This is a genomic window from Stackebrandtia albiflava, assembly GCF_007994225.1.
Taxonomy (GTDB): Bacteria; Actinomycetota; Actinomycetes; order Mycobacteriales; family Micromonosporaceae; genus Stackebrandtia; species Stackebrandtia albiflava.
Window position 1 is genome coordinate 1,652,201 of the sequence record NZ_VLLL01000005.1, and the last position, 14,936, is coordinate 1,667,136.

Below are 14,936 nucleotides of genomic sequence, written 5' to 3' on the forward strand. Positions count from 1 at the left end.
CGACGCGGAACACCGGCGCGCGAATCCGCCGAACCGACCGCATCCGTCCTTTCGGGAGGTTAGCGTCATGGCGGACCGGACACGGTGTCCGGTCGTGTGGAGGGGGGACACCGTGTCGGCACACCGGATCCGGATCGCGGCCGTGACCGCGGCGGCGGGTATGGCGATCCTGGCGGGAGCGGAGGCCGCCGCCGCGACCGAGACCACCACGGCGACCGAGGCCGCCGAATCCTGCCCGCAGGGCTGGTTCTGCGGCTACGACGAGGTCGGCTACCAGGGCGAATGGTTCGGAGGCGCGGAGACCGACGTGTGTTACACCCCCATGAACGGTGTGCGGTCGGTCGCCAACCGCATGGGCCGGGAGATCCGGTTCTACAGTGAACCGAACTGTCTCGGGGAGTTCTTCGACGTGCCGCATGAACACGGTGTCACCGGCACCGCCTTCCCCGTCGCCAGTGTGAGCACCGCCAGGTACTGACCGACACACCGAGACGTTCCGAATGCCCCGTACCGGGACGGTGCCGGCGTAACGTGCGGTCGGCCGATCCGAAGGGGCACCCATGGCACGTCCGACCACGATCCACTGTCGCCGCCGCGCCGTCCTACGGGAAGCGGTGGGGGCACTCGGGCTGCTCGCGGTGGGCGACGCCGCGTCCGCGGCGCCCGGCGGCGACGGGCCCGGCCGGTGCCGGGCGTGGTGCCTGCGATACGCCGACGACTCCTGTCGCGGCGGTGACCGGCCGGCCTGTCCGTCCACGGCCGGGTGAACACCGATGGGCCGCGCGCTCGGGGACAATGACCGGATGAGACTGGTGACCCTGGCCGACATCGAACGTGCCGCCTCGGCGGTGGCCGAGGTGGCGGTGCGGACCCCGCTGCTGCCCGCCGACTGGGCCGGACGCCTGCGACTGAAGCCGGAGAACCTGCAACCGGTGGGCGCGTTCAAGATCCGGGGAGCGGCCGCGGCGATCGCCGCGCTGCCGGAGTCGGCGCCGGGAGTCGTCACGCACTCCTCGGGCAACCACGGCCGTGCGCTCGGACACGTCGCCGCGTCACGCGGACTGCGTTGTGTCGTCGTCGTGCCCGACTCCGCGCCGAAGGTCAAGACCGACGCGATGCGGGCGACGGGTGCCGAGCTGGTGATCGTTCCCGGTTCCCAGCGGGAGAGCACGGCCGAACGGCTCCGTCACTCCGAGGGCCTGCTGCTGGTCCCGCCGTACGACCATCCCGACGTGATCGCCGGACAGGGGACGGTGGGGCTGGAGATCCTGTCCGAGGCCGAGGCCCCCGACACCGTGCTGGTCCCGGTGGGCGGCGGCGGACTGGCGTCGGGTGTGGGGGCGGCCGTGAAGGCGCTGTCGCCACGCACCCGCGTGATCGGCGTCGAACCCGAACTCGCCGCCGACGCTGCCGACAGCCTGCGCCAGGGCCACCGGGTGGTCTGGTCGACCGAGGCCACGTACCGGACGATCGCCGACGGCGCCCGCACCACGTTGTCCGAATTGACGTTCGCCCATCTCGACGCCTTCGTGGACGAGATCGTCACGGTCACCGAGGCCGAGATCAGGGCCGCGGTGGGCCTGCTGGCACGGCGCTCACGACTGGTGTCGGAACCCACCGGAGCGCTCACCACCGCCGCCCATCTGAAGTACGGCGACTCCTGGGGCGACACGGTCGCCGTCGTGTCCGGTGGCAACGTGGAACCGACGCTGTTGGCCGAGCTCCTGATGGCGGCCACCTGACGGTCCGGGTGGTCACCCGGATTGTTCGGCGTCGCACAGTTCGTCGACCTGTGCCGTGCCCGCCTCGTCGAAGAACACCGCGACGCCGAGCTCACGGCAGGCGGGTAGATCGGTCTCGGTGAACCGCACCGCCCATTCCCGTCCGGGGCCGAAGCTGAGTTCGGGCGCGGCGAGCCGCGGCCCGGCGGCCGCACCCGCCGCCTCCGGCAGGCCGAACCTGGCCGGATCGGTGGCCACCGCCCGTCTGGTGGCGGCGTCGGCCGTCGCGAGGTGCTCCGGCAGGCGGGCGACGACCTCCGCGATGAACGCGGTGTCGACGTCGTCGGTCGAGTCGGGTTCCTCCAGCAGCAGACTCAGGACGATCCGTCCGTACGGTGGCTCCCCGGGAAGTGACGCACTCCAGCAGCGGACTCCCGGTGGTGCCGGCGCGGAACTCAACAACGCGACACCCGGAATCCGGAGCGATGACATTGCGAGATTGTATCGCCGCCGGCGACGGGGACGGTGTGAGCAGCCCGAACGTCCACGGGCGGCACTGCGCGAGTGTCGATGCCCCACCGGTCACGGTGGAGGCCGCCGGGATGGTCTGGGCACCACCATCCGGAGGCGTCGACCGCTCCGCCGGGGGCGGGCACCGACCGTGGCGCCGGCGGTGCTTGCGAACTCCTCACCCGATCCAGTGACACGTCGACCGTGCGCGCCGACGTCGTAGTGGTCCGGTGGGAGGGAAACCACTCCGAAACTCCCACCGGACCACTCATCCTCGGAGTAACGGTGACCACGTCACCAACGGAAGCCGAACTCGTCGGCCTGCGGCTTGGGGCGGATGACCCCCGGGGTTGTCTTGGCGGTGTTCCAGGGGCCGCTCGGCAGCGCCTGGTCTCCGTCGGGTTTGTCGGCGCGGTGGGCGAGACGATCGATGTTCGCCGCCTCGTCGACGTCCTGCGACTCCGGCGCGGACAGGTCGGGAACCGCGGCGGCGGCGTGTTCCCGGTCGTCCCAGCCGGGACCGCCCGAGATGACCGCCGGCACGGTGTCGCCCTCGGCACGCCACACGTAGTCGCCGCCCTCGGGGACGTACCGTCCCTCCTGCTCCTTCTCGTCACGGCGTTTCGGCGCCGCCGGGGCGGCGGGCCCACCGAACGCCTGCCGCACTCCGGACACGACCGAACGGTTCAGCCGGTCGCCGCCGGAGTGGAGCTTGGAGCTGCGCATCCCGGGCCTGCGGGGCCTGCCTCCGACCACTCCGTTGCGCCCGATCAACGGCCGTGTGGAGCCGCTCCCGCTGCGGGGCGTGCCGTTGGCGCCGGCGCCGGGCGGCATACCGGGTCGGAGGCCCGTCGTGCCCGGGCCACCCGTCGCCGGCATTCCGGGACGCCAGCCTGGGCCGCCGGGGGCCGTCCCCGGACGCCAGCCGGGGCCCGTACCGGTGCCGGGCGGCCGGTTGCCGATCACGGGGCGAGTGACGCCCGTCCCGTTGTACCGGGACGGGTTGGTGGGGGCCATGCCGGTGGTGCCCGGCCGGGAACCGATTACCGGCCGCACCGTCGTCTGCGGCGGTCGCGGCGTCACGGGGCCGGTACCCGGCGGCTTCAGGCCGGGTGTCGGTTTGGGGAGCTGCGGGGTGGGCAGTCCGGTGCGCGGCGGCGGGACCGGCTTCGTGCCGGGCGGCACGTGGGGCGGCGGAGCGGGGGGCTTGAGTCCTCCCCACGGCGGGGGTGTCCCCGGCGGGATCGGCGGGATGCCCGGCGGTGGCGGCGTCGGGCCGGGCATCCCGGGTGACGGCAGGGGGCCCGGTGTCGTCGGGGGAGGCTGCGGCAACGGCGTCAACGGCGGTCCCTGCAGGTCCGGTCCGTCGGGTGAGAACCCGCCGTCCGTACCGGGAGAGAACGCACCGGAAGGCGGTGCCGCCCCGTTGGGATCGGTGACGGAACCGGTGGGGCCGGTGCCGGTGGGGCCGCCCGTCCCGGTCCGGTCGTCGCCGGGAAGGTCGACCGGCGGCATCGGGCGGTAGTCCGTGGGCGACTCCAGGAGGAGCCCCTGCGCGCCCACCGCCTGGGTGGTGGTCCACAGTGCGTCGGCGGCGATGTCGTAGGACCAGCGCTTCTGCTCCCACTCGTCCTTCGGGGTGCTCGCCTTCACCGCCTCCCACTGGCTCATCAACTCGGCGGCCTCGATCTTCGCCGAGTCCAACCCGTCGGCGACCTGTTGCCACAGCACGCTGTTGCCCTGCGCGGTCTCGGCGACGGTGCGCAGTTGCAGCGCCTGCGACTCCAGTTGAGACAGGTACGCCTCACTGCCGTCGCTGGTCCACGCACCGCGGGCGTCGGCCATCCGGGATTCGAGGACCCCGGCCTGTGTCGCCAACGCCGTCGCCACCTCGGCCCATCTCGCGGCCTCCTCGGCCAGGGTCTCGGGCCGGTCCTGGCTGAGCGCGGCGTGCAGCTGTCCCAGGGGACCGTCTTCGGGTTTCGACGTGGTCATGGGGAGCCCTCCTAGTCGAGGTGTGCCTCGGTCGACGGCGACGGAAGGTTCGCCGCCTTCCGGATCTGGTGGATGTCGGCCCCGTTGACGGCGTCCATGTCGCCGAAGGTGTTCTTGATCGCCAAGGTCGTGCGCGACATGTTCTCGAAGTCGCGGGTGACGGTCTCCAGTAGATCGTCGGCCGATCGCATCGTGGTACGCAGTCGGGTGACGACGTCTCCGAGCCCGAGGAACTCCGCCGACTTCCAGCCCGCTCCCGGGCTTCCGGTCAACGCCTGCCGGGTGGGCGCCACCCAGTCGCCGAAGTCGGCCGAGTCGCGGCTGAGCTTTCGGGCGACGTCCGACAGGTCGTCGGGTCGCAGCGAGAACTCCTTCTCGACACGGTCGGGAACCGGCTGATTCATGTTCACTCCTGGTCGACTCTCGTCGCGGCGTCGGCCGCGCGTGATCGCTTGTCACAAGTCTGGTCAAGCCCGGCTAGGTCGCGGCTAGGTCGGAGTTTGGCGGCCGGAGCCTGCTGGAACACTTGCCGCAGAGCCGAAGCCGACACGCCATTCCAGGAGCCGAAGCGATGCAGTTCGGAATACTCGGGCCGTTGGAGATCCGCACCGAGACCGGCACCGTCGACGTGGCCGCCGCCAAGCAGCGTTCCCTGCTGGCGGTGTTGATCAGCCGGGCCGGGGACCCGATCACCGCGGACGGACTGATCGAACGGGTGTGGCACGGTGACGCGCCCAAGGCGGCGAGGAAGGCGTTGGCGTGGCACATCCTGCAGTTGCGGAACCTGCTGGGCGATCGGGATCTGATCCGGTTCGCCGGGGGCGGGTACCGGCTCACCGCCGCTCCGGGACGGCTCGACCACGTGCGGTTCGCGACGTTGTCGGCGGAGGCGGAGTCGCTGACGGAGACGCACCCGGAGCAGGCGCTGTCCAGACTGGACGAGGCGCTCGCGTTGTGGCGTGGTGAACCGTACTCCGACATCGTGGAGGGTTCGCCACGGGAACACGCCGCGCGACTGCTGGAACAGCGTCTCCACGTGGTGGAGAGGCAGGCGGCCCTGCGGCTGCGGCTCGGCCGTCACGCGGAGCTGGTGCCCCGGTTGACCGGTTGGCTGGCCGAGTACCCGTTCCAGGAGTCACTGCGTGGGCACCTGATGCTCGCGCTGTACCGGTCGGGCCGGCAGGCCGACGCCCTGGAGGTGTACCGGGAGGGCCGCCGCCGTTCGACGACGGAACTCGGGCTGGAACCCGGTGCGGCGCTTCGGGAGTTGGAGCGCCGCATCCTGGGCGCCGACCCCCTGCTGGATCCACCGGAGCGGACCGAACCGGTGGCGGCCGCCCCGCCCCGTCCCGCCCAGCTCCCCTCCGACACCGGCGCGTTCACCGGGAGGGACGCGGAACTGGCCGTGATCGCGGAGGCGTTCGGGCGCCCCCGGCCGGGCGGGACCGTCGTCGTCGCGGTGGACGGCATGGCCGGTGCGGGGAAGACCACCGTGGCGTTGAAGGCGGCCCACGGGCTGGCCGACCGTTTCGGCGACGGGCAGTTGTTCATCGACCTGCACGGCTTCTCCCCCACCTCCCGCCCCGTGTCACCGGAACAGGCCCTGGAACGCCTGTTGCGGAGCCTGGGCGTGTCCTCGGCCGCGATGCCCGCGGATGTCGACGACAAGGCGGCACTGTGGCGCAGCACCCTGGGCGACCGGCGGATCCTGGTGTTGCTCGACAACGCGGTGGACGAACGGCAGGTCCGTCCCCTGTTGCCCGGCAGTCCCGCACAGGGCGTCTTGATCACGAGCCGGCGCCGGCTCGCCGGCCTGGACGACGCCCGTCTACTGTCGATCGGGGCGCTTCCCGAACCGGAGGCGTCCCGGATGTTCGTGGCCTGCGCGGGACTACATGGGGAATCCGTCGACCCGGATGCCGTCCGCGCCGTCGTGACGGTGTGCGGCGGCCTGCCGTTGGCGTTGCGGATAGCCGCCGCCCGGGTCCGCCGCAACCCCCACCGGGACGTCGGAGTCCTGGTGGAACGGTTGTCGAGGAGACACGACGCCCTCGCCGAACTGGACCTGGGTGACCGCAGCGTCTCGGCCGCGTTCCAGGTCTCCTACGACGAACTCCCCGAGACGGCGCGACGGGTGTTGCGGTTGACGGCGTTGCTGCCGGGCGCGGGCTTCGGCACCGAGGTGGTGGCGGCCTTGGCGGACCTCTCGGTCGACGAGGCGGCACGTTCCCTCGACACCCTGACCGACGTCCACCTGCTCGAACAACGCGACGACGGAAGATACGGGCGACACGACCTGATCGGGCGGTTCGCCCGCCTACTGCTGGACCGCCTGGAGTCGCCGGAGGCCCGGGAGGCGGCGCTCGGCAGAGCGATCGGTCACCACCTCTTCCACGCTCACGAGGCGGTGACCATGATCTACGGGCAACCGCCGCACCTGCCCGAGCCACCCCGGATCGACCCGAGGTGGCGACGCGACTTCCCCGACACCGACGCCGCGATCCGCTGGTGCGAGCGGGAGGAGGCCGACGTCCTGGCGTTGCTGGAGGGCCTCGCCGACTCCGGGCGGGCACGCGACGCCTGGCCGCTGGCGGCCTGCTTCGCCGGGTACATGTTCCTGTACGAGTACCGGCGCGTCCTGCACGACCTGGCGTCGCGGCTCACGGAGTCACTGCGGGGCGACGAAGGCGCCGACTTCGGATTCGCGTCCATGGCACGCATCACCGGTATCTGCAAGGTGTTGCGCGGCGACCGGCGCGAGGCGGCCGACCTCTTCGAGGCGGCACTTCGCCGGTGGCGGCACCTGGGTGACCCGGTCGGCGAGGCGTCGGTGTTGGGGAACCTGGGAGTCCTGTGCCATGAACTGGGCGAATTCGACCGGGCGGTGCGGCTGCAACGCGAGACGATCGACCTGGCGCGACGCCTCGACCAGCCCAAGACGCTCGCCTCCGCCCACTCGCATCTGGGGAAGGCGCTGTGGCTGCTGGGTGACCTGACCGAGGCCGTACGGCAGCTCCGCATCGCCCACGACGTCTTCACCGGCCTGGGGGTGCGGATCGGTGCCCTGGCCGCGTTGAACGACATGGGCGCGGTGTACCTGGCCGCCGGTGACCCCGATGAGGCCGCCGGGTGTCACCGCGCCGCGATGCGCCTGGCGGAGCAGGACGACGAGGTCACCGGCAGGGTCACCGCCCACCTGGGGCTCGGCCGGGTCCATCGCGCGACCGGACGCCACACCGAGGCCGTCGTCCACCACCGTCGCGCCGCCGAACTGTCCGCGGTGGGCGGTGGCGCCATGCACATCGGCTCACTGGTCGAACTCGGTGTGACCGAACGGGAGGCGGGCGACATGTCCGGGTCACTGCGGCGGCTGACCGAGGCCATCGCCCTGGCCGAACCGGCCGGCGACCACGCCTCCCTCGCCAAGGCGCTGCGGGCGCTGGGCCACTGGCACCTCGCACACGGAGACCCGGACTCCGCGGTGGTGACACTGGAGCGCGCCGCGTCGCTACGGGAGGCGCTGCCGCCGAAGGACGCCGCCGCGATCCCCGCGGAGCTGGCGGACGCCCGCCGCGCTCAGTCCGAGGGCAACCGGTAGGCGGACGCGATCAGCTCGTACGACCGTAGCCGGGCCTCCCGGCCCCACACGTTCGTGGTGATCATGAGTTCGTCGGCGCCGGTCCGGCCGACGAGGTCGTTCAGTCCCGACGTCACCTCGTCCGCCTCACCGTAGACGACGTCGGCGAGCCACCGGTCGAGGAAGTCCGCCTCGGCCGGACTGTAGGGGTACGTCTCGGCCTCCTCCGGAGTCGGCATGAGCTGCGGCCGGCCGGACCTCACCCGCAGCATCGCCAGCCCCATCGTCCGGGCCGACCGGTGGGCGTCGCGGGCGGTGTCGGCGGCGACCGCGCTGGCCGCGATCATCGCGTAGGGCGCGTCGAGGACCGCCGAGGGCGTGAACGTGCGCCGGTACAGGTCCAGTGCGGGGATGGTGTTCCGGGCGGAGAAGTGGTGCGCGAACGCGAACGGCAGCCCCAGTGCCCCGGCCAGTTGCGCACTGTAACCGCTGGAGCCCAACAGCCACACCGGTGGCCGGGAGACCCGGCCGGTACCGCCCTCGACGGTCGCCTGCACCGGGCCGGGGACCGCGTGGATCCGCCGGTACGGGTGGTCCTCGGGGAAGCCGTCGTCGAGGAATCCGATCAGCTCGGCGACCTCGGCGTGGAAGTCGTCGGCGGCGGTGTCCGACCGTCGTAGCGCGGCGGCGGTCGCCCGGTCGGTACCCGGCGCCCTGCCGAGTCCCAGGTCGATGCGTCCGGGTGCCAGCGCCTCCAGGGTGCCGAACTGTTCGGCGACGATCAGCGGGGCGTGGTTGGGCAGCATGACGCCACCGGAACCCAACCGGAGACGCCGCGTGTGGGCGGCGAGGTGCGCGATCAGCACCGCGGGCGAGGACGACGCGATGCCGGGCATCGAATGGTGCTCGGCGACCCACAGCCGGTGGTATCCCCACCGTTCCGCGGACCTGGCCACCTCGGTCGTGGTCGCCAGGGCGTCCACGGCGTCACCGCCGGTGCTGACCGTGGCGAGGTCGAGCACCGACAACGGGACGGGCGCGACCCCGTGCGCGGTGCCACGCACGGGGTCGGTCGGGGTTCGGGCGTCCGGCACGGGGTTCTCCGTTCAGCTCGCGAAGGCGGGTCGCCTGTGGCGAACCCGCCCGAGGACCGGATCATTCCGGCCGGTACGCGAGTGCGATCGGTGACACACCGATCCGTGCCGGGGTACGCGTGTCGGTTTTCGGGAGGAGTGGTCAGGCCAGGACGATGTCGGTACCCGACACCTTGATCGGGACCTCGGTCAGGCCGGTCTGGGCGGGCCCCTCGATCAGCGAGCCGTCGGCCGCGGTGAACTGCGACTGGTGCAGTGGGCAGGTGATGACGCCGTCCACCGGCGCGTCCAGGGGGTTGGCCTGGTGGGGGCAGGCACGGTCGAACGCGACGAACCTGCCCTCCTCGGGTTGCACGATCACCAGGTTCTCGGTGACTATCCCACCGCCGACCGGTACCTCGTCCACCGTGGCGAGGACCTCGCCGTCCGCCGGCGGGGTGTCGGAGGACGCGGCCTCGGATCCGTCGCCGCCGGTGGCCGGTTCGTCTTCGCCGGAACCGCAGGCGGCCAGCACCGCCGCCGCCGAGATCCCCATCGCACCGCACAGCAGTCGCCGCCGGGTCGTCTTCAGTACGCCCATCGCAAGTCGTTCGTCCGCATCGGACATATAACGTCACCTCATCTAGAGATCCTGCAGTGCCGCGCGCATGTGAGCCTCCGGCGCGGCCACGCCGGTGAACAGCACGAACTGCCGCACCGCTTGCGCCAGCAGTAGATCCCGCCCGGTGACGACCGGGCGGCCCGCCGCCATCGCGGCGGCTGCCAACGGGGTTGGCCATGGATCGTATAGGACGTCGAACACTATGGTCGAGTCCCGGAATCGCGGCCGCAGGCCGTCGGCGACACCGGCGGGGACCGTCGAGACGACGACGTCGGCGTCCCCGCACGCCTCGGCGGCGTCCCACGCCGCGGGCCGGACCCGGACTCCCAACCGGTCGCCGATCGTGGCCAGATCCGCCACCGCCTCCGGCCGCCGGGCGTACACGGTCACCTCCGCGGCGACGAGGTCGGCGGCGGCCCCCAGCGCGGCCCGCGCGGTGCCGCCGGCGCCCAGGACCGCGAACCGTCCGCCCGGCCGGGCGCCCGCCCGGCGCAGGACGTCGACCATCCCGGGCGCGTCGGTGTTGTCGGCGTACCAGCCGTCGCCGCGCCGGATCAGGGTGTTGGCGGCACCGAGCGCGACCGCCGTGGGGGTCGCGTCGGCGGCGTGGGCCAACGCGGTCTCCTTCAACGGCATCGTGATCGACAGGCCGCGCCACTGCGGCCCGAATCCCGCCAACAGCTCCGGGAACTCGGCCTCACCGCATTCGATCGCGGTGTACTCCCAGTCGGTGAGCCCGGCGGCGAGATAACCGGCCCGGTGGATGACGGGGGACAGCGAGTGCCGGATCGGTCGCCCCAGCACGGCCGCGCGTCGTGTCACAGGATGCCGTTGTCCCGGGCGATCTGTTCGTTCTCCGCGTGTTCGTCGGCGGTCTCGGCGAAGGCGGAGTTGCCCTCCTTGTCGATCGCGACGAAGAACAACCACTCGCCGGGCGGCGGGGACACCGCGCCCTCCAGGGCGAGCAGGCCCGGGCTGTTGATGGCGGTCGGCGGAAGCCCCGCGTACGCGTGGGTGGACCACAGGTTGTCCGGGTCGTCCATCTCGGCGTCGGTCAGCTCCCCGGAGGGCTTCTTCTCGCCCCCGGCGACCATGAGGCCGTAGTTGGTGGTGACGTCGAACTCCAGGCAGTTGAAGAGTTCCCCACTGCAGGCGAAGTCCTTGTACAACCGGTTGTAGGCGACCCGGGCGATCTTGCCGATGTCTCCGGGGACGCCGGCCTCGGCCTGCGCCAGTGAGGCGACGATCAACGCCTCGTAGGGGCTGATGTTGAGGTCGTTCTCCGCCTTCTCGATGAAGCCCATCTCGGTGACCACCGAGTTGAACTGGGCCACCATCATCGACAGGATTTCGGCGGCGGTGGCATTGGGCGGGAACGTGTAGGTCTCGGGGTAGAGGAAGCCCTCGATGGACTTCATGACCTCTTTACCGTCGGTGCGGGTGAACCAGAAGTCGGCCACCCCCAGCGCCTCCGGGTCCTCCGCGGCGGCCTCGAACTCCTCCACCGGGATGCCGGTGGCCTCCTCCAGCCTCTCGTAGATGGTGAAGGTCTCCAGGCCCTCGGGAATGGTGAAGCCGTTCGTCTCGCGGTTCTCCGGATTCAGCAGCGCGAGGACCGCCGCCTCCCCCGACATCTCCTCCTGGAGGGTGTAGATGCCCGGTTGGATCCCCTTGGAGTCGGAGTTGGCCTCGGCGGCCTCGATGAACGCACCCGTGCTCGCGACCACGCCCTCGTCGAACAGCACCGTCGCGATGTCGGCGAGCAGGGCACCCTCGGGGATCTCGACGGCGACCTCGGTGCCGTTGCCGTCGCCCTCGAAGTCCTCGGACCCGAACATGTCCTGGACCTTCTGGTAACCGAACCAGCCGCCCACGCCCAGGGTGCCGAGCAGCACGACCACGAGGAGCAGGGTGAGACCGGACCTGCCACGCCGGCGACGGCGGTGGCTTCGGGGTTTGGCGGCGTCGTCGGCTTCGAACGGCAGTTCGTCCAACATCGTCGTCTATGCCTTCCGCTGTCGCTCCAGCCACTGCTGGAGAATCTCCACTGCGGCCGCCTGGTCGACCACCGCGCGCCTGCGTCTTCCCTTGACGCCGCGCTCCGCCAACCTACGTGACGCCACCACCGTGGTCAACCGCTCGTCGAGCAGGCTTACCGGGATGGGATTCACGTTGTCGCGCAACGTTTCCGCATAGTCACGGACCTCCGCGGCGGCGAAGCTCTCGGCACCCGACAGCGTAACGGGAAGCCCCACCACTATCTCGACCACGTCGTGTTCGTCGGCGAGTTCGGCGATGCGCCGGATGTCCCGGGGCACCTCCCCCTCGGGTGCGCGGGTGTCCCGCGGCACCGTCTCCAGCGGCGCGGCGAGGATGCCGTCGGGGTCGCTCCAGGCGACCCCGACGCGCACCTTTCCCACGTCGACGCCCAATCGGCGGCCACGTACCGGCGGGGTGCCGGTCACGCGGGTCCGATCTGGGCGGTGACCGACTTCAACAGCTCGTCGGCCTGCGCGGCGGGCACGCCGCCGCCCTGCGCGAGGTCGGCGTTGCCGCCGCCGCGTCCGGACAGGGCCGCCTTCACCAACGCCTGAGCGGACAGGCCGTGCCCGACTCCGGCCTTGTTCACGGCGACCACCAGGCTCGCCTTGCCGCCGGCGGTGGCGACGACCGCCGCCACGCCGGGCTGGTCCTGCGGCAGGTGTCCCCGCACCTCCTGGGCGAGGTTACGGACGTCGCCGCCCGAGGTGCCGGGGGGAGCGATCAGCGCCGCGACCCGCACGCCACCGACGAGGGCCGCACCGGCGGCCTGTCCGGCGGCGTCGTCACGCAGCTGCTTGGCGCGCAGCGCGGCCAGTTCCCGTTCGGCGTCCTTGGCGCGCTGCATGAGCGCGGCGATCCGGTCGGGCAGTTCGTTGCGGGGCGCGCCCAGTTCGTCGGCGATCTGGCTGACCAGGTCGCGTTCCCTGGCGAGGTACTGGTACGCCTCCAGTCCGGTGACCGCCTCGACGCGGCGTTGACCCGACCCGACCGACGCCTCCGCGGTGATCACGACGGGACCGATCTGGGCGGCGTGCTCCACGTGGGTGCCGCCGCACAGTTCCCGGGACCACTCGCCGCCGATCTCCACGACCCGGACGGTCTCGTCGTAAGTCTCGCCGAACAGCGCCAGCGCGCCGATCTCGCGCGCCTGCGCCAACGGCATGTACCGCACCGCGACCGGCAGGTCCCTGCGGACCGCCCGGTTGGCGACCTCCTCGACCTCGCTGCGGGTCGAGTCCGACAGCTTGGAGCGCCACGAGAAGTCGAGTCGCAGATAGCCGGGACGGTTGAACGAACCCGACTGCAACGCCGACGGTCCCAGCACCTCGCGCAGCGCGGCGTGCACCACGTGGGTGCCCGAGTGCGCCTGCCGGGCGCCGAGCCGCCACTCGGGGTCGACCGCGGCGTCGGCGGTGTCGTCCACGCCGATCTCGCCCTCGGTGACCCTGATCTGGTGAACCACCAGTCCCTTGACGGGCCGCTGGACGTCGACGACCTCGGCGGTGCCGCCCGGTGTCGTGATGACACCGGCGTCGGCGTGCTGGCCACCGGACTCCGCGTAGAACGGCGTCTTGTCGAGCACGATCTCCGCGACCTGGCCCGCGACCACCACCGGGACGGGAACCCCGTCACGCAGGAGCGCCAACACCCGCGAATCGGTGCGCAGCGTCTCGTAGGCGAGCCACTGGCCGGGGCCGTTGCGGTCGATGATGTCGCGGTAGGCGGACTTGTCGGCGTGCCCGGTCTTGCGGGCCTGCGCGTCGGCCTTGGCGCGCCGGCGCTGCTCGGCCATCAACTGCCGGAAACCGTCCTCGTCGACGGACAGTCCCTGTTCGGCGGCCATCTCCAGGGTCAGGTCGATGGGGAAGCCGTAGGTGTCGTGCAGTTCGAAGGCGCGGGCGCCCGGCAGCACCGTGGACCCGGCCTGCTTGGTCTGGGTGACCGCGGTGTCGAGGATCGTCGTGCCCTGCCGCAGGGTCGCGCGGAACGCGTCCTCCTCACCGTAGGCGTAGGCGGAGATCCGTTCGAAGTCCTTCTCCAGCTCCGGGTACGACGGGGCCATGCAGTCCCGGGCGACCGGCAGCAGTTCCGGCAGCGCCTTGTCCTCGTACCCGAGTAGCCGCACCGCGCGGATCGCGCGCCGCATGATGCGCCGCAGCACGTAGCCACGTCCCTCGTTGGAGGGGACGACGCCGTCGCCGATCAGCATCAGGCTGGTCCGGACGTGGTCGGCGATGACCCGGAACCGCACGTCGTCGGGGTGCGCGGACTCGGCGGTCCGGCCGGAGGAGACCCCGTACCGCTTGCCGGTCAGCTCGCTCGCCTTGTCGATGAGCGGGCGCACCTCGTCGATCTCGTACATGTTGTTCACGCCCTGGAGCATGTACGCGACCCGCTCCAGGCCCATGCCGGTGTCGATGTTCTTCTTCGGCAGCGGGCCGAGGATCTCGTAGTCCTCCTTGTTGGTGCCCTCGCCGCGGAGGTTCTGCATGAACACGAGGTTCCAGAACTCCATGTACCGGTCACCGGCGTCCCAGTCACGGTCGGCGCCGAACTCGGGGCCGCGGTCGATGAGCAGTTCCGAACAGGGACCGCACGGACCGGGGATACCCATCGACCAGTAGTTGTCCTTCTTCCCCAACCGGACGATGCGGTCGTCGGGGAGACCGGCGACGCGCTTCCACAGCTGCACGGCCTCGTCGTCGTCGTGGTAGACAGACGCGTACAGGGCCGACTCGTCGATGCCGAAACCACCGTCGGACTGGGCCTTGGTCACCAGTTCCCACGCGAGCGCGATCGCGCGCTCCTTGAAGTAGTCACCGAACGAGAAGTTCCCGTTCATCTGGAAGAACGTGCCGTGACGGGTGGTCTTGCCGACCTCGTCGATGTCGGGGGTGCGGATGCACTTCTGCACCGACGTGGCACGCGGATAGGGCGGTGGCACCTGCCCCAGGAAGTAGGGCACGAACTGGACCATCCCCGCGTTGATGAACAGCAGGTTCGGGTCCTCGATCGCGGGCAGCGGTGCGCTCGGTACCACCGTGTGGTCGTTGGCCTCGAAATGGGCCAGGAACCGCCGCTTGATCTCGGCCGTCCTCATCGAATGACACCTCCGTCTCCGCGCTCGTACCAGTCGTCTTCATCGTCGTCGAGCAGTTCGCCGACCGGACGCCCCTCGGCTATCGCCTGGTGCAGTTCGGCCTCCTTGACCGCCATGCCCTCCGACACGTCCGCCATGAAACTACGCAACGAACCGCCCGCTGTCACGGCGGTATTCCGCAGCCGGTCGGCGATGCCCGCCGGGGACATCGCCTCGGCGCCCCTGGCCAGTCTCCGCACCACGATCACGCCGACGGCCACGCCCACGCCGAGCCACAGGAGTCGCTTCACCATGG

The 14,936-nt window shown here is 71.4% G+C and carries 14 protein-coding genes; 4 read left to right on the forward strand and 10 right to left on the reverse strand.

Annotated elements, in window-relative coordinates:
• Window positions 1–112: 112 nt before the first annotated feature.
• The 3 genes from LX16_RS08525 to LX16_RS08535 all read left to right on the forward strand — a co-directional run bounded on the left by LX16_RS08525 (window position 113) and on the right by LX16_RS08535 (window position 1,742).
• A complete protein-coding gene (locus tag LX16_RS08525; protein ID WP_158645528.1) occupies window positions 113–478 on the forward strand; it encodes a peptidase inhibitor family I36 protein in 366 nt (121 codons plus the stop codon).
• Window positions 479–560: 82 nt separating this feature from the next.
• On the forward strand, window positions 561–767 hold the full coding sequence (locus LX16_RS26545; protein WP_158645529.1) for a hypothetical protein: 207 nt from the start codon (window positions 561–563) through the stop codon (window positions 765–767).
• Between the two features lie 36 nt (window positions 768–803).
• Entirely contained in the window at window positions 804–1,742 is a 939-nt protein-coding gene (locus LX16_RS08535; RefSeq protein WP_147135660.1) for a threonine ammonia-lyase, read from the forward strand.
• 12 nt (window positions 1,743–1,754) lie between these two features.
• Here LX16_RS08535 and LX16_RS08540 read toward each other — a convergent pair whose 3' ends face one another.
• The 3 genes from LX16_RS08540 to LX16_RS08555 all read right to left on the reverse strand — a co-directional run bounded on the left by LX16_RS08540 (window position 1,755) and on the right by LX16_RS08555 (window position 4,630).
• Complete coding sequence (locus LX16_RS08540) at window positions 1,755–2,213, reverse strand: hypothetical protein (RefSeq protein WP_147135663.1); 459 nt, start codon at window positions 2,211–2,213, stop codon at window positions 1,755–1,757.
• Between the two features lie 312 nt (window positions 2,214–2,525).
• Window positions 2,526–4,226, reverse strand: a complete 1,701-nt coding sequence (locus LX16_RS26550; RefSeq protein ID WP_158645530.1) for a hypothetical protein — start codon at window positions 4,224–4,226, stop codon at window positions 2,526–2,528.
• Window positions 4,227–4,237: 11 nt separating this feature from the next.
• A complete protein-coding gene (locus tag LX16_RS08555; RefSeq protein WP_147135670.1) occupies window positions 4,238–4,630 on the reverse strand; it encodes a hypothetical protein in 393 nt (130 codons plus the stop codon).
• Window positions 4,631–4,797: 167 nt separating this feature from the next.
• On the opposite strand from LX16_RS08555, the gene LX16_RS08560 reads away from it, so the two are divergent.
• Window positions 4,798–7,824, forward strand: coding sequence for an AfsR/SARP family transcriptional regulator (locus LX16_RS08560; protein WP_147135674.1), 3,027 nt, complete (start codon window positions 4,798–4,800; stop codon window positions 7,822–7,824).
• Here the strand turns inward: LX16_RS08560 and LX16_RS08565 are convergent.
• The 7 genes from LX16_RS08565 to LX16_RS08595 form a co-directional block, all read right to left on the reverse strand.
• Window positions 7,803–8,897: an LLM class flavin-dependent oxidoreductase gene (locus tag LX16_RS08565; RefSeq protein WP_147135677.1), complete on the reverse strand. Its 1,095-nt coding sequence runs from the start codon at window positions 8,895–8,897 to the stop codon at window positions 7,803–7,805. The genes LX16_RS08560 and LX16_RS08565 overlap by 22 nt on opposite strands.
• A 142-nt stretch (window positions 8,898–9,039) precedes the next feature.
• On the reverse strand, window positions 9,040–9,504 hold the full coding sequence (locus tag LX16_RS08570; RefSeq protein ID WP_147135680.1) for a Rieske (2Fe-2S) protein: 465 nt from the start codon (window positions 9,502–9,504) through the stop codon (window positions 9,040–9,042).
• Between the two features lie 15 nt (window positions 9,505–9,519).
• Window positions 9,520–10,320, reverse strand: a complete 801-nt coding sequence (locus tag LX16_RS08575; RefSeq protein ID WP_211354347.1) for a shikimate dehydrogenase — start codon at window positions 10,318–10,320, stop codon at window positions 9,520–9,522.
• Window positions 10,317–11,495, reverse strand: coding sequence for an endolytic transglycosylase MltG (gene mltG / locus LX16_RS08580; RefSeq protein WP_147135685.1), 1,179 nt, complete (start codon window positions 11,493–11,495; stop codon window positions 10,317–10,319). The genes LX16_RS08575 and mltG overlap by 4 nt, the downstream gene beginning before the upstream one ends.
• A gap of 6 nt (window positions 11,496–11,501) precedes the next feature.
• Complete coding sequence (ruvX, locus tag LX16_RS08585; protein WP_147135688.1) at window positions 11,502–11,963, reverse strand: Holliday junction resolvase RuvX; 462 nt, start codon at window positions 11,961–11,963, stop codon at window positions 11,502–11,504.
• Window positions 11,960–14,641, reverse strand: coding sequence for an alanine--tRNA ligase (gene alaS / locus LX16_RS08590; RefSeq protein WP_147135691.1), 2,682 nt, complete (start codon window positions 14,639–14,641; stop codon window positions 11,960–11,962). Before alaS ends, ruvX begins: the two co-directional genes overlap by 4 nt.
• Window positions 14,638–14,934: a DUF6167 family protein gene (locus LX16_RS08595; protein WP_147135694.1), complete on the reverse strand. Its 297-nt coding sequence runs from the start codon at window positions 14,932–14,934 to the stop codon at window positions 14,638–14,640. The genes alaS and LX16_RS08595 overlap by 4 nt, the downstream gene beginning before the upstream one ends.
• Window positions 14,935–14,936: the final 2 nt, after the last annotated feature.